At 57.6% G+C, this 26,717-nt stretch carries 16 protein-coding genes and 1 pseudogene; 6 read left to right on the top strand and 11 right to left on the bottom strand.

Translation table 11 applies throughout. From position 1 onward, the window contains the following. Positions 1 to 357: 357 nt before the first annotated feature. The 3 genes and pseudogenes from KHU29_RS05130 to KHU29_RS05120 form a co-directional block, all read right to left on the bottom strand. Positions 358 to 1,668, bottom strand: a complete 1,311-nt coding sequence (locus tag KHU29_RS05130; protein WP_211451598.1) for an MFS transporter — start codon at positions 1,666 to 1,668, stop codon at positions 358 to 360. Positions 1,669 to 1,755: 87 nt separating this feature from the next. Continuing rightward, positions 1,756 to 2,055 (bottom strand): annotated as a pseudogene (locus KHU29_RS05125) (pyruvate kinase); the annotation flags it as partial. A gap of 187 nt (positions 2,056 to 2,242) precedes the next feature. Next, positions 2,243 to 3,340, bottom strand: a complete 1,098-nt coding sequence (locus tag KHU29_RS05120; protein ID WP_211451633.1) for a tartrate dehydrogenase — start codon at positions 3,338 to 3,340, stop codon at positions 2,243 to 2,245. A 129-nt stretch (positions 3,341 to 3,469) separates the two neighbouring features. Here KHU29_RS05120 and KHU29_RS05115 point away from each other — a divergent pair, with 129 nt between their 5' ends. Next, complete coding sequence (locus KHU29_RS05115; RefSeq protein WP_211451597.1) at positions 3,470 to 4,393, top strand: LysR family transcriptional regulator; 924 nt, start codon at positions 3,470 to 3,472, stop codon at positions 4,391 to 4,393. 18 nt (positions 4,394 to 4,411) lie between these two features. On the opposite strand, the gene KHU29_RS05110 is transcribed toward KHU29_RS05115, so the two are convergent. Then, entirely contained in the window at positions 4,412 to 6,031 is a 1,620-nt protein-coding gene (locus tag KHU29_RS05110) for a gamma-glutamyltransferase family protein (protein WP_211451596.1), read from the bottom strand. Positions 6,032 to 6,174: 143 nt separating this feature from the next. Further along, a complete protein-coding gene (locus tag KHU29_RS05105; protein ID WP_211451595.1) occupies positions 6,175 to 6,807 on the bottom strand; it encodes a TetR/AcrR family transcriptional regulator in 633 nt (210 codons plus the stop codon). Between the two features lie 73 nt (positions 6,808 to 6,880). Here KHU29_RS05105 and KHU29_RS05100 point away from each other — a divergent pair, with 73 nt between their 5' ends. Then, the gene (locus tag KHU29_RS05100; RefSeq protein WP_211451594.1) at positions 6,881 to 7,498 is read left to right on the top strand and encodes a glutathione binding-like protein; all 618 of its coding nucleotides are present in this window, start codon (positions 6,881 to 6,883) and stop codon (positions 7,496 to 7,498) included. A 430-nt stretch (positions 7,499 to 7,928) separates the two neighbouring features. Further along, on the top strand, positions 7,929 to 10,004 hold the full coding sequence (tkt, locus tag KHU29_RS05095; protein WP_211451593.1) for a transketolase: 2,076 nt from the start codon (positions 7,929 to 7,931) through the stop codon (positions 10,002 to 10,004). Here tkt and KHU29_RS05090 read toward each other — a convergent pair. The 4 genes from KHU29_RS05090 to KHU29_RS05075 form a co-directional block, all read right to left on the bottom strand. Then, entirely contained in the window at positions 9,990 to 11,300 is a 1,311-nt protein-coding gene (locus tag KHU29_RS05090; protein ID WP_211451592.1) for a glucoamylase family protein, read from the bottom strand. The genes tkt and KHU29_RS05090 overlap by 15 nt on opposite strands. Next, on the bottom strand, positions 11,297 to 12,970 hold the full coding sequence (gene pgm, locus KHU29_RS05085) for a phosphoglucomutase (alpha-D-glucose-1,6-bisphosphate-dependent) (RefSeq protein ID WP_211451591.1): 1,674 nt from the start codon (positions 12,968 to 12,970) through the stop codon (positions 11,297 to 11,299). Before pgm ends, KHU29_RS05090 begins: the two co-directional genes overlap by 4 nt. A 57-nt stretch (positions 12,971 to 13,027) precedes the next feature. Continuing rightward, positions 13,028 to 14,056, bottom strand: a complete 1,029-nt coding sequence (gene gnd, locus KHU29_RS05080) for a phosphogluconate dehydrogenase (NAD(+)-dependent, decarboxylating) (protein WP_211451590.1) — start codon at positions 14,054 to 14,056, stop codon at positions 13,028 to 13,030. Positions 14,057 to 14,136: 80 nt separating this feature from the next. Then, positions 14,137 to 14,382: a hypothetical protein gene (locus tag KHU29_RS05075; protein ID WP_211451589.1), complete on the bottom strand. Its 246-nt coding sequence runs from the start codon at positions 14,380 to 14,382 to the stop codon at positions 14,137 to 14,139. A gap of 361 nt (positions 14,383 to 14,743) precedes the next feature. On the opposite strand from KHU29_RS05075, the gene KHU29_RS05070 reads away from it, so the two are divergent. After that, positions 14,744 to 14,896 (top strand): DUF3309 domain-containing protein, encoded by a 153-nt coding sequence (locus KHU29_RS05070; protein WP_092358678.1) that lies wholly within the window; start codon positions 14,744 to 14,746, stop codon positions 14,894 to 14,896. A 106-nt stretch (positions 14,897 to 15,002) separates the two neighbouring features. On the opposite strand, the gene KHU29_RS05065 is transcribed toward KHU29_RS05070, so the two are convergent. Together KHU29_RS05065 and KHU29_RS05060 are read right to left on the bottom strand one after the other, a co-directional pair. Further along, the gene (locus tag KHU29_RS05065; protein ID WP_211451588.1) at positions 15,003 to 15,305 is read right to left on the bottom strand and encodes an ElaB/YgaM/YqjD family protein; all 303 of its coding nucleotides are present in this window, start codon (positions 15,303 to 15,305) and stop codon (positions 15,003 to 15,005) included. 72 nt (positions 15,306 to 15,377) lie between these two features. Then, complete coding sequence (locus KHU29_RS05060; RefSeq protein ID WP_211451587.1) at positions 15,378 to 15,923, bottom strand: ferritin-like domain-containing protein; 546 nt, start codon at positions 15,921 to 15,923, stop codon at positions 15,378 to 15,380. A gap of 378 nt (positions 15,924 to 16,301) precedes the next feature. On the opposite strand from KHU29_RS05060, the gene KHU29_RS05055 reads away from it, so the two are divergent. Both KHU29_RS05055 and KHU29_RS05050 read left to right on the top strand, forming a co-directional pair. Further along, complete coding sequence (locus tag KHU29_RS05055; RefSeq protein ID WP_211451586.1) at positions 16,302 to 17,570, top strand: NRAMP family divalent metal transporter; 1,269 nt, start codon at positions 16,302 to 16,304, stop codon at positions 17,568 to 17,570. 435 nt (positions 17,571 to 18,005) lie between these two features. Continuing rightward, on the top strand, positions 18,006 to 26,696 hold the full coding sequence (locus KHU29_RS05050) for a glycoside hydrolase family 94 protein (protein WP_246541533.1): 8,691 nt from the start codon (positions 18,006 to 18,008) through the stop codon (positions 26,694 to 26,696). The last annotated feature ends 21 nt before the right edge of the window (positions 26,697 to 26,717 follow it).

Raw genomic sequence — 26,717 nt, 5'->3', positions numbered from 1 at the left:
TGTCAAACGCTTGTCATATTGTTTCGTTAAGATATATTCCAGATGCGCACGTGGCTATCGATATGTGAGTAGATTCACGAATAGCCTTGTCACTTTGCAGATAGCACTGGACGGCTAGAATCTTCTCACATATCGATAGCTCAAAAAAAAATGGGCCGGAAGGCTAATGCCGTTCAGTTAAGACGCCAGAGATATCTCCCTCATGCGTCGTTCCCGCGAACGTGGGAATCCATTTTTCATTGTTTCACTCGGTAATTTGGATCCCCGCGTTCGCGGGGATGACGGAGCCGCCGTGGCGGCTGGTCACGTCATATCACTTAACTGAACGGCATTGGGGCCGGAAGGCCCATTTTCATTCTAATGGCCGTGCCGCGGATGGCCGATTGCAGATGTTCGCCTTGCCTGCCGGCTTAGCAGCAATGTCACTACTGCCGACACAGCCAGCGTTGCCGCAACTACGTAGAGGCCTGCAGCATATCCGCCGGTCACATTCTTCAACCAGCCGATCGCAAACGGGCCGACGAAGCCGCCGAGATTGCCTACTGAGTTGATCATTGCTATGCCTGCTGCTGCACCCGCTCCCGACAGGAAAGAGCTTGGCATGGCCCACAACGGCGCCTTGGCGGAACTGATACCGACATTTACCGCGACCAGTGCAAGAACCACCAGCAACGCCGTGGTCGCCAGGCCGGCAAAAACAAGGCCTACGCATGCCAGCACACAAGGAATCACGACGTGCCAGGTGCGCTCTCCGGTACGATCCGAATGCCTTGCCCACAGGATCATGGCGACCACAGCGACAACACTCGGCACACCGGTCAGCAAACCGGTTTCCAGCGGAGTGAAGCCAAATTCACGAATGATCAGCGGCGCCCAAAGGCCCAGCGTATAAAGGCCGGCGGAGGTGCCGAAATAAATCAGTGCGAGCGCCAGGACACGCGGATCTTTCAACGCGCTAAAAGCGCCTGCGGTATGCCCTGCATTGGATTGTCTTGCATCGGCTTCAGCCTTCAGTTTGGCAATCAGCCAGTCACGCTCGTCGGTCGCCAGCCATTCCGCCTTGGCAGGGGTATCGGTCAGGTATTTCAATACAAAAAAGCCGAGAATCACAGCCGGGACTGCCTCAATGACATATAGCATCTGCCAATCTGCCAGGCCGAAGATGGGCGGCAACTGCATGATTGCGCCTGACAGCGGGGAGCCGATCGCTACAGAAATCGGCACCGCGGCCATGAACCAGGCTGCCGCGACTGCGCGTTGCTTCACAGGAAACCACAAGCTCAAATAAAGAATGATCCCGGGGAAGAAGCCTGCTTCGGCAACACCCAGCAAGAAACGCAATGCATAGAAGCTGTTCGGCCCGACAGCGAAGGCCGATATGGCAGAGATGATGCCCCAGGTAACCATCACTCGCGCGATCCAGATGCGCGCGCCGACACGATGAAGTATCAGGTTGGACGGGACTTCAAATAAGAAGTAGCCGATGAAAAACAAACCGCCGCCCAAGCCGAATGCCGTGGGCGAGAGGCCGATTGCCTTGTTCATCGTCATCGCAGCAAAGCCGACGTTGACACGGTCAAGGAAGCTGACAAAGTAAAGCACCATGACAAACGGAATAATGCGCCACATGAGCTTGCGGGATACGCGGGATTCGAGATCGGATTTCATTGTCTCCTCCTTGGAGGTTATAGCGTTGTATTGTTAAAAAATGGATAGTGCTGCCGAGGAAACTACCGTTTAAACCGGTTCTTTTTAAATCAATTCGCGGTAGTACGGGTCGCTTTCAGTCTGGGCGATGATGAGACCCATCATGCGAACGGCTTCAACCGGATATTTACCGCTGGCGGATTCAGCCGACAGCATCACGGCGTCCGCACCGTCATAGATGGCAGTAGCAACGTCAGACGATTCCGCGCGTGTCGGCACCGGCGCCGAGATCATGGATTCAAGCATCTGCGTGGCGACGATGACCGGTTTACCTGCCTTGCTGCAGGCACGCACAATGCGTTTCTGTATCGCAGGAACCTGTTCCGCAGGCATCTCGACGCCCAAATCCGTCAGATCGTCGGAAGCGTTCATTTCCGGGTCCGTGTCGAAAGCAACCAGCAGGCAGTCAATGCAATAAACATGATGTCTCCAGCTTTATTTTTGCAAGGGGTAGTGAAACCCCGGCTCAGTGCGAGCCGGGTTGCTCCCCATATTTTTATGTTTTACCGGCCCGGACTTGCCGGGCAGCTGATGGCTACGCAGCAGCTTTTTCTGCTGGAACTGCGGCATTTTCAATGAATGCACAGACAGCAGCAGTCACTTGTGATGTTGTGGCATTGCCCCCCAGATCGCGGGTGTGCAAGGAAGTGTCGGCAGTAACCGCTTCGACAGCCTGCATGACACGTTTTGCAGCGTCATATTCGCCCAGATGTTCGAGCAGCATCACAACCGACCAGAAAGTGCCGACCGGGTTGGCCAGCCCCTTGCCCATGATGTCGAACGCCGAACCATGGATCGGTTCGAACATCGATGGATAGCGGCGCTCCGGATCGATATTGCCGGTTGGCGCGATACCCAGGCTGCCTGCCAGTGCCGCTGCCAGATCGCTCAGAATGTCTGCATGCAGATTGGTAGCGACGATCGTATCCAGCGTTGCGGGACGATTAACCATGCGCGCCGTTGCAGCGTCGACCAGTTCCTTGTCCCAGGTCACATCAGGAAATTCTTTTGCAATTTGAACCGCGATTTCATCCCACATCACCATAGCGTGACGCTGCGCATTGCTCTTGGTGATAACGGTCAGCATCTTGCGTGGGCGGGATTGCGCCAGGCGAAATGCGAAGCGCATGATGCGTTCCACACCGGCACGCGTCATCATCGAGACGTCCGTAGCCGCTTCGATCGGATGGCCTTGGTGGACACGGCCGCCGACGCCGGCATATTCACCTTCGGAGTTTTCGCGGACAATCACCCAGTTCAAATCGTCTTGCTTGCAACGCTTCAACGGCGCGTCGATACCTGGCAGGATGCGGGTCGGGCGCACATTGGCGTATTGATCGAAACCTTGGCAGATTTTCAGGCGCAAGCCCCATAAGGTGATGTGATCGGGAATATCCGGGTCGCCTGCAGAACCGAACAAGATTGCGTCCTTGTCACGCAGCGCATCCAAGCCATCGGCCGGCATCATCGCACCGGTCTTGCGGTAGTAGTCGCCGCCCCAGTCGAAATCTTGAAATTCGAATGCAAATGTCTTGTTTGTCCTGGCCAGCGCCTCCAGCACCTGCTGGCCTGCCGGAACAACTTCCTTGCCGATGCCGTCACCTGGAATAGTTGCGATGCTATAAGTTTTCATGGTTTTCACGGTTTTCATGTCTCCTGCCTTTCAAGAATGTTTGGTGTGACTGCACTTTACCTACGTTTTTTGGCAAAAACCGGTGCTAAACTTAAAGCATTCTTAACTATTATTCACAAGTGAGACGCCATGCAAGATACGGTTCTGCCATCGGATTTGGGCTTTTTCTCAACCCTTGCAGCTTCTGGAAGCCTGAGCGCTACCGCCCGTGAGCTAGGGCTGACCGCAGCTGCAGTCAGCAAGCATTTGACGCAAATGGAGAGCCGGGCCGGCGTGCCGCTGGTTAATCGAACGACTCGGCGGATGATGTTGACACCGGAGGGCGAGCTTTACCTGGAACATGCACGCCGGATTCTGGACGAAATCAACGAACTTTCGGAGTTGCTTGGCAGCGCCAAGAAGCGGCCGGAGGGTCTGTTGCGTGTCAACGCAACGCTTGGGTTCGGGCGAAGCCATGTGGCGCCGGCGATCTCTAAATTCGTCGCCGCTTATCCGCAAGTATCGGTGCAACTACAGCTGTCGGTTATGCCGCCGCCGCTAACCGACGACACATTCGACGTCTGCATCCGATTCGGCGAGCCGCCGGATACACGAGTCGTCGCGCGGCGTCTAGCCCCCAATCGCCGAGTGTTATGCGCAACACCGGCTTACCTGGCGCGACGCGGCACGCCAATCACTCCGCACGATCTGGCGAAGCACAATTGCATCGGTATCCGGCAAGGAGATGAAGCGTATGGCGTATGGCGCCTGACGACCGGAAGCGGAGCGGCCAGGAAAACGGAGACCGTGAAGATCCGCGGCAACCTGACAACCAACGATGGCGAAATCGCAGTGAAATGGGCTTTGGATGACCATGGCATTTTGTTGCGCGCCGAATGGGATGTGAAACAATATCTGCAGGATGGCAAGCTGGTTCAGGTGCTGTCTAATTGCGAGACGCCCAATGCAGATATTTTTGCAGTCTATTCACAGCGTCATCAGATGTCGAACCGGATTCGCGCGTTCGTGGATTTTATTGCGGCAGAGTTGGCGCCCGCTGCGCAAGCTGCGTAATAGAGATTTCGCAGATAACTACCAAGCCGCCACACATCCGTCAGTACGTGGCTCGGTGCCGCCGCATAACACACCGTTCTGATCGCGCCAGATGATCTGGCCGCGGCCGAAACCGAGTTGATTGGCCGACCACGACACCTCGTGCCCGAGGCCGCGCAAGCCGCGGAATATGTGCTCGGCATTGGTATGCTCGATGCTGACATTATTGCCGCTCTCCCATTCCCAGCGCGGAGCGTCGAGCGAGGATTGCGGATTGAGGCCGAAGTCCACCGTGTTCATGACCATCTGCACATGTCCCTGCGGCTGCATGAAGGCGCCCATCACGCCGAACGGGCCGACCGCGTGGCCGTCCTTGGTCAAAAAACCCGGGATGATGGTGTGATAAGGCCGCTTGCCCGGCGCCAGGCAATTCGGATGGGCTGCATCGAGCGTGAAATTGTTACCGCGGTTATGCAAGGCGATGCCGGTTCCCGGCACCACCAGCCCTGAGCCGAAGCCCATGTAGTTGCTCTGGATAAAAGATACCATGTTGCCTTCATTATCGGCGGTGCTCAGGTACACGGTGCCGCCGCGCGACGGCTGGCCGGCCACTGGCAACGTCGCGCGCGCGCCGATCAGTTGGCGCCGCTCATCGGCATAAGCATCAGACAGCAGATCCTCGACCGCTACCCGCATGTGCCCGCTGTCGGCGATATGCGCCAGGCCGTCGGCATAAGCCAGCTTGATGGCTTCGATCTGACGGTGATAGGTCTGCAAGGTATCGCGTTCGCCGAAGTCGAAGCCTTTCAGGATATTCAAGGCCAGCAACGCTACCAGGCCGTGGCCGTTAGGTGGAATTTCCCAGACATCGTAACCACGGTAGTTGCTGCTGATCGGGGCCACCCATTGCGGCTGATATGCCGCCAGGTCGGCAGTGTCCAAGTAACCGCCGGCGGCGCGCACGAAGGCTGCAGTCTTTTCAGCCAATGCGCCACGGTAGAAACTGGCGCCATTGTCGGCGGCGATCGCACGCAAGGTATCGGCATGTCCTTGCGAACGCCAGATTTCGCCGGCGCGTGGCGCCCGGCCGCCTGCGTCAGCCACACTGAAAGTATCGAACCAGGACTGAAAATGAGCGCCCTCGAACTCATCTCGACATGATTTGTATGCCTGTTGCCAGGCAAACGCCACCATCGGCGATACCGGATAGCCGTCTTGCGCCAGTGCGATGGCGCCGGCCATGGAGTGCTCCAGCGGCAGCTTGCCGAAACGTTCAGCCATGCTGGCCCATGCCCCCGGCGCACCGGGTACGGTGACCGGCAGCGCGCCGTACTTCGGCATGCTTTGATGCCCGGCCGCATGCAGTTTATCGATGGAGATTGCCTGCGGCGCGGCGCCGCTGGCATTCAAACCATGCAATTCGCCCTTGTGCCAGATCAGCGCAAAGGCGTCGCCGCCGATACCGTTGGCAGTCGGCTCAACTACCGTCAACGCGGCGGCGGCAGCGATCGCCGCATCGATGGCGTTACCGCCGGCTTGCAGCACTGCCAGCCCGGCTTGCGCGGCCAAAGGTTGCGAAGTCGCGACCATGCCGCGTTTGGCATACACCGCGCTACGGCGGGAGGTGTAGGGATAATGATTAGGGTCGAAGGTAAACATATGCTCTCTTATCGATAAACGATGCGGCGTGACGAACATATGATGTCGCAAGTCAAAATCAATGTATACAAGGAAGTAGACAAGTCTTTAGACAATGCAGACTGTGCAGGCCACGCATTAAGCATGTCAAACGCTCGCGAGAACTAGCGTTTTGTGGCCGCCTTGCCGCAAATCAGTTTGATCCCCGCATCTGCCGTCTCCTCCAGCGATGCACGCGTATCGCCGGCACGCGAGCGCAGCGCTAACGTATGTAAAACAGCCGATGCCAGCTTCGCCAGCAGCGCCGGTTCAGCATCGGCATCGAGCTCTCCCTGCTCTAGCGCCCGCTGCAAGCGTATCTCGAAAGCCGCATCAAAACTGCGCAAGCCATTCCCCAGGCGATCACGTACTTCGGCATCCGTCACGGCTTGCGTCGCCGCAGTGCCGATCAGCAGACAACCACGCGCCTCGCTGCCGGCCGGCAGATACATCGCCAGCGCCAGGTGGTAGATCTGGCGCAAAGCTTGCGTCAACGGCAGGTCGGCGGCCAAGGTCTGGTCCATCTTGCGCCGGCTGGCCTCGACGTAACGATCCAGGGTCTGCAAATAAAGCGCGTGCTTGTCGCCGAACGCGGCGTATAGGCTCGGCCGGTTCATGCCAGTGGCCGCGCTCAGGTCGTCCAGCGAACTGCCGCCATAGCCGGTATGCCAGAACACATCGCGCGCGCTATTAAATGCCTGCTCGGGATCATAGGCGCGCGGCCGGCCGCGGGCTCGCTTGTTTTCTTTTTGTTCCATACGGTATAAAAATATTGACCAAGGTATTTTTGTACATTATAGTACAAAATAAATGCCCAAAAGGAGATTTCAGATGAACCTGTACTTTTCCCCGCTCGCCTGCTCGATGGCAACCCGGATTGCGTTCTACGAGGCAGATGCGAAAGTCGACTATATCCAGGTCAATACCAAGCTCAAGCAGTTACAGGACGGTGCCGATTTTTACGCCATCAATGCACTTGGGCAAGTGCCTGTATTACGTACCGGCGACGGCTCGCTGTTGAGCGAGAACACTGCCATCCTGCCCTACGTCGCCGAACTTTTCCCTGATGCGCAACTGGCGCCTTCGGACCGGCTGCAACACGCCAGGATGCAACAATGGCTAGGGTTCATCAGCACTGAACTGCACAAAGCCTTGTTCGTCCCGCTGCTCGATCCGCACGCCTCCGAGCCGGTAAAGACCTACGCACGCGAGCATGCGGCATTGCGTCTCGGCCATCTGCAAGAACATTTCACTTCGCACGAATTTCTGCTCGACCGTTTCAGCGTTGCCGATGCCTACCTGGTCACGGTGCTTAACTGGGCGCCGTACTGCGGCATCGATCTGGCGCAATGGCCTCAGCTCAAAGCTTATTTCGATCGGCAGCTGCAACGCCCCAGCATCGCCAAGGCACTGGCCGAAGAACTCGCTTTGTATCGCGCGAAATCCTGAAGCCGGCAAATTTGGCCGGCTGTTTTTTTCGTGCCATCGCTTCAAAAAAAAAGAAATAAACTTTCGTATGTGGCTTAGCGAACAGATAAATGCTTCGCAATTGGCTAAAGTTATCCTGTCTTCCCCGCCCGGCCTCCGAAGCTTGGCGGTTTAAGCTTAGCGATAAGTACGCTGCGCCTGCTTTGGAGACGAGATTGCGTTACAAACAATTTCATCGGGAGACGTAAGTGTAAATATCGGACTACCGGGGCTGGCGGTCGGGAAACATACCAGCACCACTCTTTCAAATTCGTAAATTCCCGTGCTACTGGCAGTTACATTAAACCGGCGATGGACGCCGCAAAGAATGCTATCGTTCTTTGATTGTGCGTTGCCTCGGATTACATCAGAAGATCCTCAGATCCTCCCACCGACTGCAAGGAGTTGCCAAATGAGCTCGACGCTTTCCACCTCCGCACTCGACGAATTGTGCGTCAACACCCTGCGCTTCCTGTCGGTCGACGCTGTCCAGCAAGCCAACAGCGGCCATCCAGGATTGCCGCTGGGCGCGGCGCCGATGGCGTACGTGCTGTGGACGCAGTTTCTCAAGCACCACCCCGCCAATCCCCGCTGGTTCGACCGCGATCGTTTCGTACTCTCGGCGGGCCACGGTTCTGCCTTGCTGTACAGCCTGTTGCATCTCACCGGTTATGACCTGCCGCTAGCCGAGCTCCAGCATTTTCGCCAGTGGGGCAGCCGCACACCGGGCCATCCGGAACGGGGCTTGACACCTGGCGTTGAAGTCACCACCGGTCCGCTCGGCCAGGGTTTTGCCAACGGTGTCGGCATGGCGATGGCGGAAGCCAACCTGGCCGCGCGCTACAATCGCGGCGATCTGGATATCGTCAATCATTTTACCTACGGCATCGTGAGCGACGGCGACCTGATGGAAGGCATCGCCTCGGAAGCCGCGTCGCTGGCCGGCCATCTGCAGTTAGGCAAACTGATTTACCTGTACGACGACAATCGGGTGACCCTCTCCGCCGGCACCGATATCACTTTTACCGAGGATCGGGCACGTCGTTTCGATGCCTATGGCTGGCACACGCAGATAATAGAAGACGGTAACAATCTGGCGTCGATAGCGCGTGCGCTGGACGCCGCACGCGGCGAAACCGGGCGGCCCTCCCTGATACTGGTGCGCACCCATCTCGGTTACGGCTCACCCAACAAGCAAGACAGTTTCGAAGCACACGGTTCCCCGCTCGGCGTCGAAGAGCTGCGCCTGACAAAACAGAAGCTGGGCTGGCCGGAGCAGCCGTCGTTTTATATTCCCGAAGCCGCCGCTGCACATTTTCTCGAAGCCGGTGAATCGGGGCAAAAAAGCGAATCGGCCTGGCACGAAAAATTCGCCGTCTATCAGCAACAATTCCCGGAACTCGCCTTGGAACTGCAGCAACTTATACAAGGTGGAGCGGCAGCCTTGCCTGCCGGCTGGGATGCAGATATCCCGCAATTCCCTGCAGACGCCAAAGGCATGGCGACACGGGTCGCATCGGGCAAAGTCATGAACGCAATCGCCGCGCATCTGCCGGCACTGATCGGCGGCTCAGCGGATCTCGATCCTTCGACTTATACCGCGTTGAAAGGATTGGGGGATTTCGAGCCTGCCGACATCATTGCCGGCGACAGACAAGGTTCCGACGGTGGCGGCTGGAGTTATGCCGGCCGCAACCTGCACTTTGGCGTACGCGAACTTGCCATGGGCGCGATTATCAACGGCATGGCGGCTCACGGCGGCACGCTGCCGTTCGGCGCCACTTTCCTGGTTTTTTCCGATTACATGCGGCCGGCCATCCGCCTTGCCGCTCTCATGGGCCTGCAGGTAGTCTATGTGTTTACCCATGACAGCATCGCGCTGGGCGAAGACGGCGGCACCCATCAACCAGTAGAACAACTTGCCAGCTTGCGTGCGCTCCCCAACCTGATCGTGCTGCGTCCGGCAGATGCCAACGAAACCGCGATTGCCTGGCGGGTAGCAGTGCAATCGCATGAGCGGCCGGTGGCACTGGTGCTGACGCGGCAGAACGTTCCAACCTTGGATCGCAGCCAATTTGCACCGGCCGAAGAGTTGCGGCGTGGCGCCTATATCCTGGCCGACGCTCCTGACGGCAAACCGGACCTGATCCTGATTGCGAGCGGCTCGGAAGTCGGGCTGATCGTGGCAGCGCGACTACAATTACTGGCGCAAAACATCCAGGTGCGGATTGTCTCGATGCCGAGCTGGGAACTGTTCGACGAACAGCCGCAGACATATCGCGACTCGGTGCTGTCGCCGGCAATTGGCGCAAAACTGGCGGTGGAAGCCGGCGTGGCGCAAGGCTGGCATCGCTATGTCGGCGATCATGGCGACGTGCTGGCGATAGATCATTTTGGCGCCTCGGCTGCGGGTGAGGTCGTGATGCGCGAATATGGCTTTACCGTCGACAACGTGTGCCAGCGCGCCCTCGCCCTACTGCGCTCCTAACCAGCCGCCGCTAAAACCGGCACGCTGCAAACCGTTTCTGATATAGGGACAATTCCGCGTCAGACGCCAGAGCATTTCACTGCGATAGTTCTCTATCATCAGGATGATCGGTCCCTGGTCGATGCCGAAGTGCCAGGGCGATACCCAACCGTAGGGGTTAGCGCAGTTACATGGGAAGCTTGGATTGAATGTCGCCTTGAAACCATAAGGGTTGCCGGTTTTCAGATCGACCTGATGCACAAAATAATCGATGGTCGGCAAGACGATTTCTGGCGCAAATGGCAGCGAAGCTACCACTACCCATGGCGCAATGGTGCCGTCATCGGGACCGTGCGGTACGCCGCGCGCCACATAGTCAAAGAACTCCCGCTTTACGCCATTGACATCGAGTGTCGCCGGGCCGGGGCCGTCGCTTGCGGTAATGCCCCAGCAATATTCACCATAACCGGCGAAACCACCGGGATTGGCGATCGCATATTGCTGTTGGACCAGTGTGGCGCGGCGGCTGTTTTCGAAATAGTCGATGCCTTTCCCGCGCATGGGGCCGTCTTGTATGCCGCGAAAATCCACCCATATATGCGACAGCTGATGCGTAAACATGGAGCCGGAATAAAAATAATCGTAGCCGTAGCTACGCTGCCACTGATAAGCCGAGGTCCAATCGGAGTAACTATCTGCAGGCAAAGGATGCGACGGCGAACCCAGCCCGAGGATGTACAACAGCAGCGCCTCGTCATAGCCGTCCCAGCGGTTGGCCAGAAACCCGGACTCCGGTTTCCATCCCATGGATACCGCCTCGCCGCCATTCTGCGCCCATGGCCAGTCGACACGCAGATAAAGCGCTTCGGCCAGCCTGCGGATTTCTCCTTCGTCAGCACTAGCCTGATCGTCGAAATAGCTGCCTGCCGTCAAGGCTCCTGCCACGAAAAAAGTAGTGTCGATCGTGGACAGTTCGCATTGCCAGGCCCGGCGGCCGGTTTTCATATCCAGGAAATGATAGTAGAAACCCCGATAGCCGGTGGCATCCGCCTCCGTTCCTTGCGGGCTGTTCCAGAAAAATCGCAAAGTCCTCAATACCCGTTTGACTGCCTCCGCACGCTTGATGAAACCGCGTTCGATCGCCACCGGATACGCCGCAAGCGCCAGCCCCACCGCGGCAATGCTGGCAGGCCAGCCAAGTGCGGTCTTGTCGATCACCAGGCCGCTTTCCAGATTGGTCTCGTGCATGAAATAACTGAATGATTCGCGCTGCAGCATGTCCAGTTCGGCTACTGTCGTCAGCGCTTTGCGGTTCATGTTTTAGTTACATCCAAAGAATGCGAACTGTCTGCCAGAGCGGCATCGACAATCGCCTGCGCCTCTTGCACGATGCGCTGCAAATGATCCTCGCCGTGAAAACTTTCGGCGTAGATCTTGTAGATATCTTCCGTGCCTGACGGCCGGGCGGCAAACCAGCCGCCTGCCGTCACCACCTTCAATCCGCCTATGGCAGCCTGGTTGCCTGGCGCCGTGGTGAGAATATCCTGGATTTTTTCGCCGGCCAGCTCATCGCGCTGCACTTGCTGTGGCGATAATGCCGACAGCATTTTTTTCTGCGCCGGCGTGGCACTGGCTTCAACCCTGGTGCTGACAGGATCACCCAGCTCGGCAGCCAGTTTACGGTAAACCTCGCCGGGATCGCGGCCGCTGCGTGCCGTGATCTCCGCCGCCAGCAAGGCTGGCGCCAGGCCATCCTTGTCGGTAGTCCAGACCGAGCCATCAAGCCGCAGAAAAGTGGCGCCGGCGCTCTCTTCGCCGCCAAAACCGAGTGAACCGTCGCTCAAGCCGCCGGCGAACCATTTGAAACCGGCCGGCACTTCATACAGCTTGCGATTCAGCCTGGCGCTGATGCGATCGATGATCTGACTGCTGACAACCGTCTTGCCGACGCTGGCATCCTTCGACCATAAGGTGCGGTGCTGGAACAGATAGTCGACAGCAACCGCCAGATAATGATTAGCCGGCAGCAGCCCGGCACTTTTTGTGACGATGCCGTGGCGGTCATGATCGGTATCGCAGGCAAAGGCAATATCGTAACGATCCTTCATTCCAAGCAGGCGCTGCATGGCGTAGGACGACGACGGATCCATGCGAATCCTGCCATCCCAATCTACTGTCATGAAACGGAAAGTCGGATCGACTTCGTCGCTGACCACGGTCAGGTTCAACCCGTAACGTTCACCTATCCGTTCCCAGTAATGCGCGCCGGCTCCGCCCAGCGGATCGACACCGAGATGAATGCCGGCGTCGCGGATTACCGCCATATCGATTACCTGGTCGAGCTCGTTCACATAGGTGTTGAGATAGTCGTAGCGATGCGTGGTGGCCAGACGCAGCGCCTTCTCCAACGGCATTCTCTTGACATCCTTGAGCGCATTTTTCAGATGAGCATTGGCTGCGGCCTCGATCCAGCCGGTGACATCGGTATCGGCGGCGCCGCCATTCGGCGGGTTGTACTTGAAGCCGCCGTCTTCCGGCGGATTGTGCGAAGGAGTAATCACGACACCGTCGGCAAAGCCGCTGCTGCGGCCTTTGTTGTATCTGAGAATGGCGTGCGAAATTGCCGGCGTCGGCGTGTATTCGTCGCCCTCTGCCAACATCACGTCTACACCGTTGGCGGCCAACACCTCGAGCGCGCTGGCGCAAGCAGGAACCGACAGCGCATGGGTGTCGATGCCGAGGAACAGCGGGCCGTTGATGCCCTGTTTGCTGCGATAGGCGCAAATGGCTTGCGTGATGGCGAGTACATGCGCTTCGTTAAAGCTATGCGCGAGGGAGGACCCACGATGCCCCGAAGTACCGAAGGCAACGCGCTGGTCCGGAATTTCCGGATCCGGGACATTTGTGAAATACGCTGTGACCAGCCTGGGCACATCGGCCAATAATGCCAATGGCGCCGGCTTACCGGCCAGGGGACTTATTTTCATCATTTTTTCCTGGGCAGTGGCAACCAATATTTTTGATATTTTCGGCCACTGCCGTCATCAATCTTCCTGTGGTTTGGCCGGCTTTTCGACATGACCGCCGAACCCTTGCCGCATCGCCGACAAGACCTTATCGGCGAAATCACCTTCGCCGCGTGAACTGAAACGCGTGAAAAGAGCGGCGCTCAAAATCGGTACCGGCACCGCTTCGTCGATGGCGGCGTTGATGGTCCAGCGCCCTTCGCCCGAATCCGACACGTGGCCGGCGTACTGCTCCAGTTTCGGATCGTTCAGCAGCGCACCGGCGGTCAGATCCAGCAACCACGAGCCGATCACGCTGCCGCGCCGCCAAAGTTCGGTGATCTCGGGCAGGTCCAATTCATATTGATAGTGCTCGGGATTGCGCAGCGGCGTCGTTTCTGCATCCTTGTCATGGTTGCGCTTGCCGATATTGGCGTTGCGCAGGATGTTCAAGCCCTCGGCATAAGCGCCCATGATGCCGTACTCGATACCGTTATGCACCATCTTGACGAAATGCCCGGCGCCTTGCGGACCGCAATGCAGATAACCCTGCTCGGCGCTACTGTCAGACTTCTTGCGGCCTGGCGTTGCACTTGCCGCATCAACTCCTGGCGCCAGCGTGGCAAAGATCGGCGCAAGATGCTGCACGGCTTCCTTATCGCCGCCAATCATCAGGCAATACCCGCGATCGAAACCGGCGACACCGCCGCTGGTGCCGACGTCGACGTAGTGGATCTGCTTTGCTTGCAATTCGACGCCGCGCCGAATGTCATCGTGATAATACGAATTACCGCCGTCGATCACGATGTCGCCAGCGTCCAGCAAGGGCGTCAGCAGCGCCAGGTTTTCATCGACCACGGCAGCCGGCAACATCAGCCACAGCACACGCGGCTTGCTCAATTTGCTCACCAGGTCTTGCAGTGAAGATGCGCCTGTCGCGCCGGGATGCACCAACGCCTGGACCGCATCCGGATGAATGTCATATACCACGCATTGATGGTCGCCACTGGTCAGGCGCCTTACCATGTTGGCGCCCATGCGCCCCAGTCCAATCATCCCTAACTGCATCGTGCATCTCCTCGCTGAATAATCTTTACTTTGGAATCTTCCTGATTTCGCTACGTTTGCGCGTGATGCTTACGTCGATTTTACAACTCTGCTTTCCTGCCTTTTTCTATCATCGAAATGGCAAAAACACGAGCCTCTGCCTCCGCTTCCTGTTCGCTGGAAAAGACGGTGTCAACCGCAACCCGTTGCGACGGAAAAATATCATTTCGATGCATGGGATTGGTGGATGGCGCATAAATGGCCAGATTGGCGACCCAGCCTTCGCTGTCGGGCAACTGAATTCCGGAATATTCGATTTCATAGTTACCAATTGTTTCGGTACGCATTGCAGTCTCCAGGCAGTGTGCAAATTGCAGTGTGTAAATCGCCCCCCTGCATCTGCAGGACTTTGTATTCTGTCACAATAAACGCCAGACTTCCGGCCAGCTCATTTTTTGATCAATACTACTACGGTAAACATCTACCGAAAATTCAGGTCAGCGATCGCCAGGCAGGCGATCTTGCGATCTTGCGATCTTGCTTTGTACGCCAGCGTACAGACCTTGTGATCTTTCCCGATTATCTTGGTTCCATACTTAGCCGGGAAAAGTCACTGCAATCACAGCAACCACAGCGTTAAGTTCCTGTCGCAAGCTACGCGCTCTTGCCTGCGACCCAGTCTTTCAACCACCTCTCTAGGGGCCAAGCATGGGCACCATCTTACTCATTCTCTTGATTCTCATCGTCATCGGCGCTTTACCGAGCTGGCCACACAGCCGCAACTGGGGTTACGGCCCCAGTGGCATCACCGGCCTGATCGTTGTCATCCTGATCGTCATGTTGCTGACAGGGCGACTGTAAACCCGTTTCGGCAATAAAAAGCGCGGCGCGATTTGCGCCACGCCGCTTCCCGAGATGCCGGATAATCGCCTAAAACAACGCGCTATCGCTGCGCGCGGCGATAGCGCTATTTCTTGGCCAGGATCACGCCTGCCAGGAATCCCACACCGGCCGCTGCAGCCAGTGCGCGCCACGGATTCTCTCTCACATAGACTTCTGCGGAATCCGCCATTTCCCTGCCAGCGACCATTGCATTCGCTTGCGCCCCTTGGGCTGCGAGTACTGCCCTGTCGAGCAGCCGCATGCCACGATTTCGCATTTCTTCCGCCTTGTCGCCGGTCAAATCAGCGGCTGCCAAAAATAAGGCTTGCGCATCATTGATCAGTTTTTTTACGTCATCGTTGACGGCCTTCAAATTTGATTCCAACAAGATATTCTCCTCAAGATGCTGGTGAGGCGCGATCGACGCGCCAATGTTGTCCGACAAAATGACGCGCGGCATTCAAGCCAGCAAATCCCGCATATCGTCAGCGTGCTCCTCTTCCTTGGCCATGATGCCGACCAGCATATGGCGCGTGGTTGGATCGCTGTCGCCGATGCGTTCAATCATCTGGCGATAGGCCTCGATGGCGACACGTTCGGCAATCAGATTGGCTTTGATCATGGACTTGACGTCACCGGCATCATCGTATTCCGCATGACTGCGCTGCACCAGCGTACCAGGATTGAAATCAGGCTCGCCGTTCAACTGCACGATACGTTCTGCGATCTGATCGGCATGCCCCTGCTCTTCCATTGCATGCTCCAGGAATTCCGCCTTGATGGAGCCATTTTGCAGGCCGGATGCCGTGTAATAGTGGCGTTTGTAACGCAGCACGCAAACCAGCTCCGTCGCCAGCGCACCGTTGAGCATGTCAATTACTTGCTGCCGATTTCCCTGGTAACCCGCTGTTACTGCGCCATCGTCCATATTTTTGGCGGCCGCGCGAATGGCTGCGGTATCGATTTCAGAGGAAGTTGTTTCAAGTGTTTTTTTTGATGCGTGCATGGTTTCTCTCCATAAGAATGAGGAAATGGCAGAGCGTCAGAATCGAATCCTGCCAAGCTGCCATTGACAGGCCACTCAAGGATTCCGGCGCGCGATATCAACGGCAATTCTGTGCCGAAGCAATGCGTCCAATGTACGTCGTATATCGCGAGAGATCGGTACGCTGACGCACATACCCGCCGTTTTAATGCCGAACATATCGGCACATTTCCATATACATTGTTCGCTAACGTACAGACCGGAATAGCGCTCAACAATAGGCTTCTTTTGAGCAATAGCATGAAAACGTGAAATTCCTGCCGTAGCGCATTAAGCAAACAACAACACGGCTAACCTCAAACGAATATTGAGACTGACTTTCTGGCAGGCGGCTCACAAATGACAAATCCAAATCCAAAAGAATCTTGGCTGAAGAAGCTAGGGCCGGGCCTCATTACCGGCGCCGCAGATGACGATCCCAGCGGCATTGCCACTTATTCCCAGGCAGGTGCGCAGTTTGGGTTCAATCTGTTGTGGACGCTGTTTCTGACCTATCCGCTGATGGTTGGCATCCAGATGGTCAGTGCCAAAATCGGCCGCGTCAGCGGTCATGGCCTGGCTACCAATATCCGCCGTCACTATCCGCCTTGGCTGTTATATGGCATCGTCGGCTTGCTGCTGGTAGCCAATACGATCAATATTGCTGCCGATGTTGCCGCCATGGGAGAAGCATTGAAACTGCTGGCGGGCGGCCCCGCGCATTTATATGCATTCGGCTTCGGTCTATTGTCGCTTTTGCTGCAAATTTTGATTCCCTATAATCGTTACGTCCGCCTGCTGAAATGGCTGACGCTGGCTTTGCTAGCCTATGTCGGCACCGCATTCGTGGTGCATACGCCGTGGACCGAGGTGTTGGCAAAAACCGTTTGGCCGCACTTATCCTGGAAGCCGGAATACATCACTACGGTAGTGGCCGTATTCGGCACCACCATCAGCCCTTACCTGTTTTTCTGGCAAGCTTCGCAGGAAGTGGAAGACCTGCAAGCCAATCCGGACGCTAAACCGTTGAGAGATGCCCCTGACCAGGCCAGCGCCAGCTTTCGCCGGATCAAGACCGACACCAGCCTTGGCATGGGCTTTTCCAACATCGTCGCCTACTTCATCATGCTGACGACAGCGGTCACCCTCGGCCTGCACGGCGTCACGGATATACAAACCTCGGCGCAGGCGGCTTCCGCATTGCGCCCGATTGCCGGCGAGTTCGCCTTTTGGCTGTTTAGCGCGGGCATCATCGGCACCGGATTGCTGGCGGTCCCGGTACTTGCCGGTTCAGCCGCCTACGCCATGGCGGGGGCTTTCCACTGGAAAAACAGCCTGGAACTGAAACCTGCGATGGCCCGAAAATTCTATGGCATCATCGCCATCTCGACCGCCATCGGCGTAGCGCTCTGCTTCGCTCCCATCGATCCTATCAAGGCACTGTACTGGAGCGCTGTGATTAACGGCGTCATTTCGGTGCCTATCATGTGCGTGATGATGCTGATGGCTGCGCATCCGAAAATCATGGGACGATTCGTGATCACCGTCAGATTGAAGAGATTAGGCTGGCTCTGCACCGGAGTCATGGCGCTCGCCGTGCTGGCGATGTTTTGGACGCTTGGGAAATAGGCCGGCTTTGGTAGATCCTATGATTTAAAAAAGCGGAGTCGGCAGCAAATCTATCCTTAAAATAAAAGTTCGACGAATTACCTTAAGGAGAACGAAATGAGGCCGACCAGAGCGAATTCCGATCGATATTCGGAGTTCGCCCCGAGAAACTGCTAAGCTGTAAAGCGTAGGACGGTCCGCAGCGCACCAGTCTGTCCCTACGGCCTCCATCCCTACTGCCCCCTGTCGACCGCCCCTCTTGACAGCGAACGCGTGCTGTTGCCTGAAGCGATATTTTGCAGGGCCAGAATCAGATCTCTGACAGAAATGTCTACGCTCTGTGATCCGATTCTTCTCAGTTTCATTGCACAAATGGAAACGTCAGAATTGAAAACAGACCATACATCTCTCTACGACAGCTTACTCGGCATCAAGAACGCATTGCTGCCCGGCAGCATGCGCAACGGACAGGCAGAGGATGAATTACCACTGCGCGCAGAACTGTTCAGCGCCTTGCAGATGGAACAACACGGCCGTATCCTGGCCAATGCGCACAAACTCAGCAGCGAACGCGGGCGCGACCAGCTGCTGTCGCGTCTGGCCGACAATGAAAATGTCATCATCGACGCCTGCAACCAGCTGACCGAAGCGATCAAGGCTAGCCGCCAGGTCACCCCTGCCGCCGAATGGCTGCTGGATAATTTTTATCTGATTGAGGAACAGATCCGTACCGCCAAACGGCATCTGCCAAAAAACTACAGCAAGGAACTGCCACGCCTACTGCGCGGCAACTCGGCCGGCCGGCCGCGTGTCTATGACATTGCGCTGGAAACCATTTCGCACGGCGATGGCAGGGTCGATCCTGAAAGCCTGAGCCGCTTCGTCGCCGCCTACCAGCAAGTTACGCCCCTGAAGCTGGGTGAGCTGTGGGCGATTCCTATCATGCTGCGCCTGGCGCTGATCGAAAACCTGCGGCGCGTTGCCACCCATCTGGCCAACACGCGTCTCAACCGCAATCTGGCCGATTCCTGGGCCGACGCCATGGTGGAGAGCGCTGAAAACGATCCCAGCAACCTGATTTTGCTGGTGGCCGACATGGCGCGTTCCAATCCGCCGCTGGATAGCGCGTTCGTGGCCGAACTGGTACGCCGCCTGCAAGGACAAAGCCCGGCGCTGACGCTGCCCTTGACCTGGCTGTCGCAACGCCTGGCGGAATCCGGCCAGACCATCGAGCTGCTGGTTCAGTCTGAAACTCAGCAACAAGCCGCCGATCAGGTATCGATCAGCAATAGTATCGGCAGCCTGCGTTTCCTGAGCGCCATGGATTGGCGTGAATTTGTCGAGACCATGAGTGTGGTCGATCATATCTTGCGCAAGGATCCGGGTGATATTTATGCTCGCATGGACTTTTCCACGCGCGATCACTATCGGCACGTCGTCGAAAAAATTGCCAGATACAGCCCACAGTCGGAATTCGACATTGCCGAGCATGCGGTGCGCCTTGCCGGCGCCCAGGCAACTGATGCCGACCAGCACACCGCGCATGTCGGCTATTACCTGGTCGGCAAAGGTTTAACGCAGCTGGAACAAGCAGCAGCGGCCAGGCTGCCATCGATGGAAGTGTTGCGACGCGCTGGCAAAGCCGCGCCGCTGGCCGCTTATCTGGCCAGCATGCTATTGATCACCTTGGCGGTCACCGGCGGCATCGTCGCCAAGGCGTATGACGATGGCGCAGCCGACTGGCTGCTGGCAGTGGTGGCGGCACTCGCGCTGGTAGCCGGCAGCCAGCTTGCGCACGCCATGGTCAACTGGCTGATTACCTTGATCGCCATACCGCACCCGTTGCCGCGCATGGATTTTTCGAGCGGCATTCCAGCTGAATCGCGCACGTTGGTGGTAGTACCTACAATACTGTTCACCAGGCAAAACATCGATAACCTGACCGAAGCACTTGAAGTGCGCTATCTGGCCAATCGCGACGCCAACCTGCGTTTTTGCCTGTTGACCGATTTCGCCGACGCAAAGGCCGAAGCGATGCCGGAAGACGACGGCCTGTTGCAGCATATCGAACACAACATTCAGGAATTGAACAAAAAATACCAACAGGATCAAGACAGCAATTTCCTGCTGCTGCACCGCCCGCGACGCTGGAATCCGCAAGAAAAGACCTGGATGGGTTACGAGCGCAAGCGCGGCAAACTGGCTGATCTCAACGCGTTCTTGCGCGGCGGAGCGGAACAAAGCTTTTCGCTAATCGTCGGCAATACGGAAGGTTTGCGTAATATCAGATACGTGATCACGCTCGATACCGATACCGAAATGCCGCGCGACGCCGCCAGAAAATTCGTGGCCACCATGGCCCATCCGCTGAATCGCGCACATTATGACGCCAGCCGCCAGCGCGTGGTCGAAGGCTACGGCATCCTGCAGCCGCGGGTGGCGGTCAGCCTGCCCAGCGCCGGCGCCTCACGCTACGAACTATTGTGCGGCGGCGAAACCGGCATCGACCCTTACACCCGCACTGTATCGGATGTCTACCAGGATCTCTTTGGCGAAGGCTCTTTCGTCGGCAAAGGCATCTACGATGTCGACGCCTTTGAACAGACATTGAAGGACCGCATGCCGGAAAACCGCGTGCTCAGCCATGATCTGCTGGAAGGTTGTTATGCACGTGCCGGTTTGCTCAGCGATGTCCAGCTGTACGAACAATATCCCTCACGCTACAGCGCCGACGCCAACCGTCGCCATCGCTGGATACGGGGCGACTGGCAGATAGCTTCCTGGCTGCTGCCGAGGGTGCCGGGTGTGCGCGACGCGGCAAGCGGCAAGATCGGCCATCACCGCAATCCGCTTTCGGCCTTGTCGCGCTGGAAGCTGTTCGACAACCTGCGGCGCAGCGTGGTCCCGTTTGCGCTGACGGCCTTGTTGCTGGTCGGCTGGATCGGTTTGGCTTCGGCCTGGTTCTGGACCTGCGTCGCGCTCGGCATCTTGCTGATTCCATCCATCTGCGCCAGTACGCTAAGCCTGCTCAGGAAGCCGGATGATGTACTGTTTCGTCAACATTTTTCCGCATCGCTGCGCGCGGCTCTGCAGCATTTTGCCCATGCTGCCTTGACCTTGATTTTCCTGCCGTATGAGGCCGCAATGAACCTCGACGCCATTATCCGTACACAATGGCGGATACTGGTTTCGCATAAAAAACTATTGGAATGGAACCCGTCCAGCGAAGCCAGTCGCCAGGCCAGGAACGGTTTGTTGTCCTACTATAGATCGATGTGGACCGCGCCGGTGATCGCACTTGCCACGGCGGCTTGTCTGGTGCTCAGGAATCCACACGCGCTGCAAGCGGCTGCTGTGATTTTGCTGCTGTGGTGGTCGTCACCCGTTATCGCGTATTGGATCAGCCAGCCGATTGCGCGCCGCGTGGCGCAACTGTCTCAGGAACAGACACGCTTCCTGAAATCGCTGTCACGCAAGATGTGGCTGTTTTTCGAAACCTATGTCGGTCCCGAAGATAACTGGCTGCCGCTAGACAACGTACAGGAACACCCGGTGGCGGTTGTCGCGCGCCGCACCTCGCCCACCAACATCGGCCTGTCCTTGCTGGCCAACCTGAGCGCCTATGATTTCGGCTACATACCGTCCGGACAGCTGCTCGAAAGGACTCAGAACACTTTCCAGGCCATGGCTTCCCTGGAACGCTACCAGGGGCACTTCTACAACTGGTACGACACGCAATACCTGAAACCGCTGCACCCGATCTATGTTTCAACGGTGGATAGCGGCAATCTTGCCGGTCACCTGATGACTCTGCGGCCTGGCCTGACCGGCTTGCTCGATACGCCGATATTCGACACCAGGATATTTGCCGGCATCCGCGACACCTATGAAATCCTGCGCGACACGGCAGGCGGCGGACCGCTCGCGAAACTTATCCAGTTCGAAAAGGATCTGGAAGCCGCCTGCCAATCTGCGCCGGCCACACTGATGGTAGTGCACGACTGCTTGCAAAGCCTGAGCCACTGTTCGGCAAGTTTCGTTGCCGGCCTCGACACCGTTCCCGATACCCAGCTCAATGTCTGGGCCCGCGCCCTGGCCAGCCAGTGCCGTGAAGCCCTGAATGAGTTGAACATCCTGACGCCATGGGTACATATGCTGGCGCCGGCGGATTGGATAAATGAGTTCCCGCAGCTGGACCAGATTCCAACCTTGCGGCAACTGGCGCGGATACATGCCGATCTGGCGCCGCTGCTTGAGGCGAAGCACGCTGCTGGCGATGGCATGCCGCAAGCCGAAGCGCAACCTGGCCTAAGTCAACTGGTGGCCGAGGGCAGCCGCCATGCCGCCGAGCGCATGCTGCTGATCGAACAGCTGGTAACACAAGCCGCAGAGTTTTCTCACATGGAGTATGGCTTTCTGTACGATCCGGCCACCCATCTGCTGGCGATCGGCTACAACATCAGCGATCGCCGGCGCGATGTCAGTTTCTATGATCTGTTAGCCTCCGAAGCCAGGCTCGCTACCTTCGTCGCCATCGCTCAAGGGCAGATCCCGCAGGAAAGCTGGTTTGCGCTAGGGCGCCAGCTCACCATCGCCGGCGGCGAACCGATCCTGTTGTCGTGGAGCGGCTCGATGTTCGAGTACCTGATGCCTCTGCTGGTGATGCCGAATTTTGAAAATACCTTGCTGGCCCAGACTTACCGCTCGGCGGTAAAACGGCACATCGAATACGGCTTGCAGCGTGGCGTGCCGTGGGGGATTTCGGAATCGGGTTATCACACTTTCGATGCCAGTCTTAATTATCAGTATCGCGCATTCGGCGTGCCTGGCCTCGGCTTCAAACGCGGCCTCGGCGACGACCTGGTGATCGCTCCGTATGCCTCGATGATGGCGCTGATGGTGGCGCCGGAAGAGGCTTGCCGCAACCTGCAGCAATTGTCGGCTGAAGGCTTCGAAGGCGAGTACGGCTTCTTCGAGGCGATCGACTACACGTCGTCGCGCGTTCCGCGTGGACAGCCCAGTGCCGTAATCCGCTCATTCATGGCGCATCACCAGGGCATGGGCTTTTTGTCACTGGCCTATTTGCTGCTCGACGCGCCCATGCAAAAGCGTTTCGAATCGGACCCGCTATTCCAGGCCACCATGTCGCTGCTGCACGAGCGTGTGCCGAAAGCCAGCGCAACTTATTCGAACACCACGGAACTGGCCGACATCCGCACTGCGGCAGTCGACCAGGGCATGCAAATGCGTGTGCTGCGACGCCCCGATCCACGGACTCCGGAAGTGCAGCTGCTATCCAACGGACGTTATCACGTGATGATCACCAGCGCCGGTGGCAGCCGCAGCCGCTGGAACGACCTTGCCGTCAGCCGCTGGCAAGAAGATAGCACGCGCGATAACTGGGGCACTTTCTGTTATGTGCGTGAATTGAACGGGGGCGAACCGGGTCATTTCTGGTCGACGGCATTCCAGCCCACACTGGCGCCGGCGGACAGTTACGAAGTGATCTTCTCCGAAGGCCGCGCAGAATTCCGCCGGCGCGACAACAATTTCGACATGCATACCGAAATCGTGGTGTCGCAGGAAGACGACATCGAATTGCGCCGTACCCGTATCATCAATCGCTCGCGCACGCTCCGTACCATAGACATCACCAGCTACGCCGAGGTGGTGCTGGCGCCGGCCGCGGCCGATGCCACCCATCCGGCATTCAGCAATCTCTTCGTGCAGACTGAAATCGTCGCGGCCCAACGTGCCATCCTGTGCACGCGCCGCCCGCGCTCGATGAATGAAAAAATGCCGTGGATGTTCCATCTGATGGCGCTGCATGGCGCCGAAGTCGGCACGGTATCGTATGAAACCGACCGCATGCAGTTTATCGGCCGCGGCAATACCGTCGCCGCACCGCAAGCGATGCGCAATCCCGGGCCATTGGCAGGTAACGCCGGCCCGGTACTCGATCCGATCGTCGCCATCCGTTATCAAATCACGCTTGAAGCAGAACAGACTGCCACCATCGATATGGTGACCGGTATCGGCGATTCGCGTGATGCCTGCCTCGGCTTGATAGAGAAATACCAGGACAGGCATCTGGCAGACCGCGTGGTCGAACTATCCTGGCCGCATAGCCAGGTGGTGCTGCGTCAGCTCAACGCCAGCGAAGCCGATGCCCAGCTATATAGCCGGTTGGCGAATTCGGTGATTTACGCCAATCCGCTGCTGCGCGCCGACGCCAGTATTCTGATCCGCAATCACCGCGGTCAATCCGGTTTGTGGGGTTACGCTATCTCCGGCGATTTGCCGATCGTGCTGGTGCGGCTCAAGAGCCGGGAAAACATCGAGCTGGTGCGCCAGCTGGTGCAAGCGCATGCGTATTGGCGCTCGAAAGGACTGGTGATCGATCTGGTCATCTGGAACGAAGACCACGCCGGCTATCGGCAATTATTGCAAGAACAGATCCTGGGGCTGATTTCGTCGGTGACCGGCGCCCACGAAATCGACCGCCCCGGTGGCATCTTCGTGCGATTGATCGATCAGATCTCCGAAGAAGACCGGATTCTGTTCCAGTCGGTGGCCAGGGTGATCTTGAGCGACGGCCGTGGCACGCTGGCGGAGCAAATCAACCGGCGCGACCTGATGGAAATCCGCGTGCCGCGCCTGACGCCGGCATTGAGACAGGCGCCGTTCGCCATCGCGCAGGAGATTGAAGTGCCCAGCCGGGATCTGCTGATGGAGAATGGCCTTGGCGGCTTTACAGCGGACGGACGCGAATATGTGATCATTACCTCCAGCACACAGGTCACGCCGGCGCCATGGGTGAATGTCATAGCCAACCCGCAATTCGGCAGCGTCATTTCTGAAAGCGGACAAGCTTACACCTGGGGTGAAAACGCCCATGAATTCCGCCTGACGCCTTGGGCTAACGATCCTGTCAGCGACATTGGCGGTGAAGTATTTTATTTGCGCGATGAGGAGAGCGGACATTACTGGTCCCCTACTCCGCTGCCGCGCCGTGGCACGGGCGACTATGTGACACGGCACGGCTTTGGCTACAGCGTGTTCGAGCACGTCGAAGATGGCATTGTGTCCGAGTTGACCGTGTATGTCGCGATGGATGCATCGGTTAAATATTCGGTACTGCGGGTGCGCAACGAATCCGACACGGTGCGCAAATTGTCTGCTACCGGCTATGTTGAATGGGTGCTCGGCGATCTGCGCCCAAAAACTGCCATGCATATCGTCACTGAAACCGATCCGGCTACCGGCGCGTTGTTCGCGCGCAATCCCTACAACACCGAATTCACCGATCGCACCGCGTTCTTCGATGTCGACGCCGGCGCCCGCAGCATCAGCGGCGACCGTAACGAATTCATCGGCCGCAACGGATCCTTGCAAAAACCTGCGGCGATGGAACGTGTCCGCCTGTCAGGCAAGGTCGGCGCCGGCCTCGACCCTTGCGCAGCGTTGCAGATGCAATTCGAGCTCAACCAAGGCCAGCAACGCGACATCGTGTTCATCCTCGGCATGGCCGATACCCGCCAGACTAACGTCAGTAACCTGGTGCAGCGCTGCCGTGGCGCAGCTGCTGCACAGAACGCCTTGCAAGTCGTGCATGCGTTCTGGGAGCGGACGCTAGGCGCAGTCCAGGTCGAGACGCCGGACCAGGAACTCAATCTGCTCGCCAACGGCTGGCTAATGTACCAGGTCATCGCTTGCCGCCTGTGGGCGCGTAGCGGCTACTACCAGTCCGGCGGCGCCTTCGGCTTCCGTGACCAGCTGCAGGATGCAATGGCTCTGGTGCACAACCAGCCGCAACTGTTGCGCGCCCAACTGCTGCTGTGTGCGGCTCACCAATTCATCGAAGGCGATGTCCAGCATTGGTGGCATCCGCCTACCGACCGTGGCGTGCGCACCCATTGTTCCGACGACTACCTGTGGCTGCCGCTGGCGGTCCATCGTTACGTCAGCACTACCGGCGATAGCGGTGTGCTGGAAGAAAGCGCACATTTCCTGGAAGGCCGTGCGCTCAATCCGGAGGAAGACTCTTACTATGACCTGCCAGGCCATTCGAGCCAGGTGGGTACACTCTATGAGCATTGCGTGCGCGCCATCGAGAAGGGCTTGAAATTTGGCATACACGGCCTGTCCCTGATGGGATCATGCGATTGGAACGACGGCATGGACAAGGTCGGCGACAAGGGCAAAGGTGAAAGCGTCTGGCTCAGTTTCTTCCTGTATGACGTGTTGATCGGTTTCGCTGAAATAGCCGACATTCACCAAGACCAGGTTTTCGCCGGTCGTTGTCGTTCTGAAGCCGGGCAACTGCAGAAAAACATCGAAAAAAACGGCTGGGACGGCGGCTGGTACCGCCGCGCCTATTTCGACGACGGGACTCCGCTCGGCTCGGCTCAAAACGTCGAATGCCAGATCGATTCGATTTCGCAAAGCTGGGCGGTATTGTCCGGCGCCGGCGATCCGCAACGCGTGCGGACGGCGATGCAGGCTGTCGACAAGCGGCTGGTGCGGCGCACTGAAGCCATTATCCAGTTGCTGGACCCGCCGTTCGACAAATCCGACCAGGATCCCGGTTATATCCGCGGCTACGTTCCCGGTGTACGCGAGAATGGCGGGCAGTATACCCATGCGGCGATCTGGACCGTGATGGCGTTTGCCAAACTGGGGAATCATTGGCGCGCCTGGGAATTGATGCGGCTGATTAATCCTCTCAACCATGGCAAGACCGCCAGGAAAATCGCTACTTATAAGGTCGAGCCTTATGTTGTCGCCGCTGACGTCTATGCCAGAGCGCCGCATGTCGGCCGCGGCGGCTGGACCTGGTATACCGGATCAGCGGGATGGATGTATCGCCTGATTGTCGAATCGCTGCTGGGCCTGAAACTGGAAGGAGACAAACTGCATGTCACGCCCTGCCTGCCGAATGACTGGAAGACCTATCGCATGAATTACCGCTACCGCGACACCATGTACAGGATAATAGTCACGCAAACCGTGGTCGGCGATGCTGGTACTCAGGTTACCGTCGACGGGGTTATGCAAATGGATGCGGTGATCGTCCTGCAGGATGACAAGCGCGAGCATGCGGTGGAAATAGTGCTGCCTGGGCGGCCAGATGCGGAAAAACCCTGATCCCTATGCAATTCGCTAGTT

Source organism: Collimonas antrihumi, from assembly GCF_018304965.1.
Classification (GTDB): domain Bacteria; phylum Pseudomonadota; class Gammaproteobacteria; order Burkholderiales; family Burkholderiaceae_D; genus Collimonas; species Collimonas antrihumi.
This window is presented reverse-complemented; position numbering and strand designations above follow the sequence as displayed.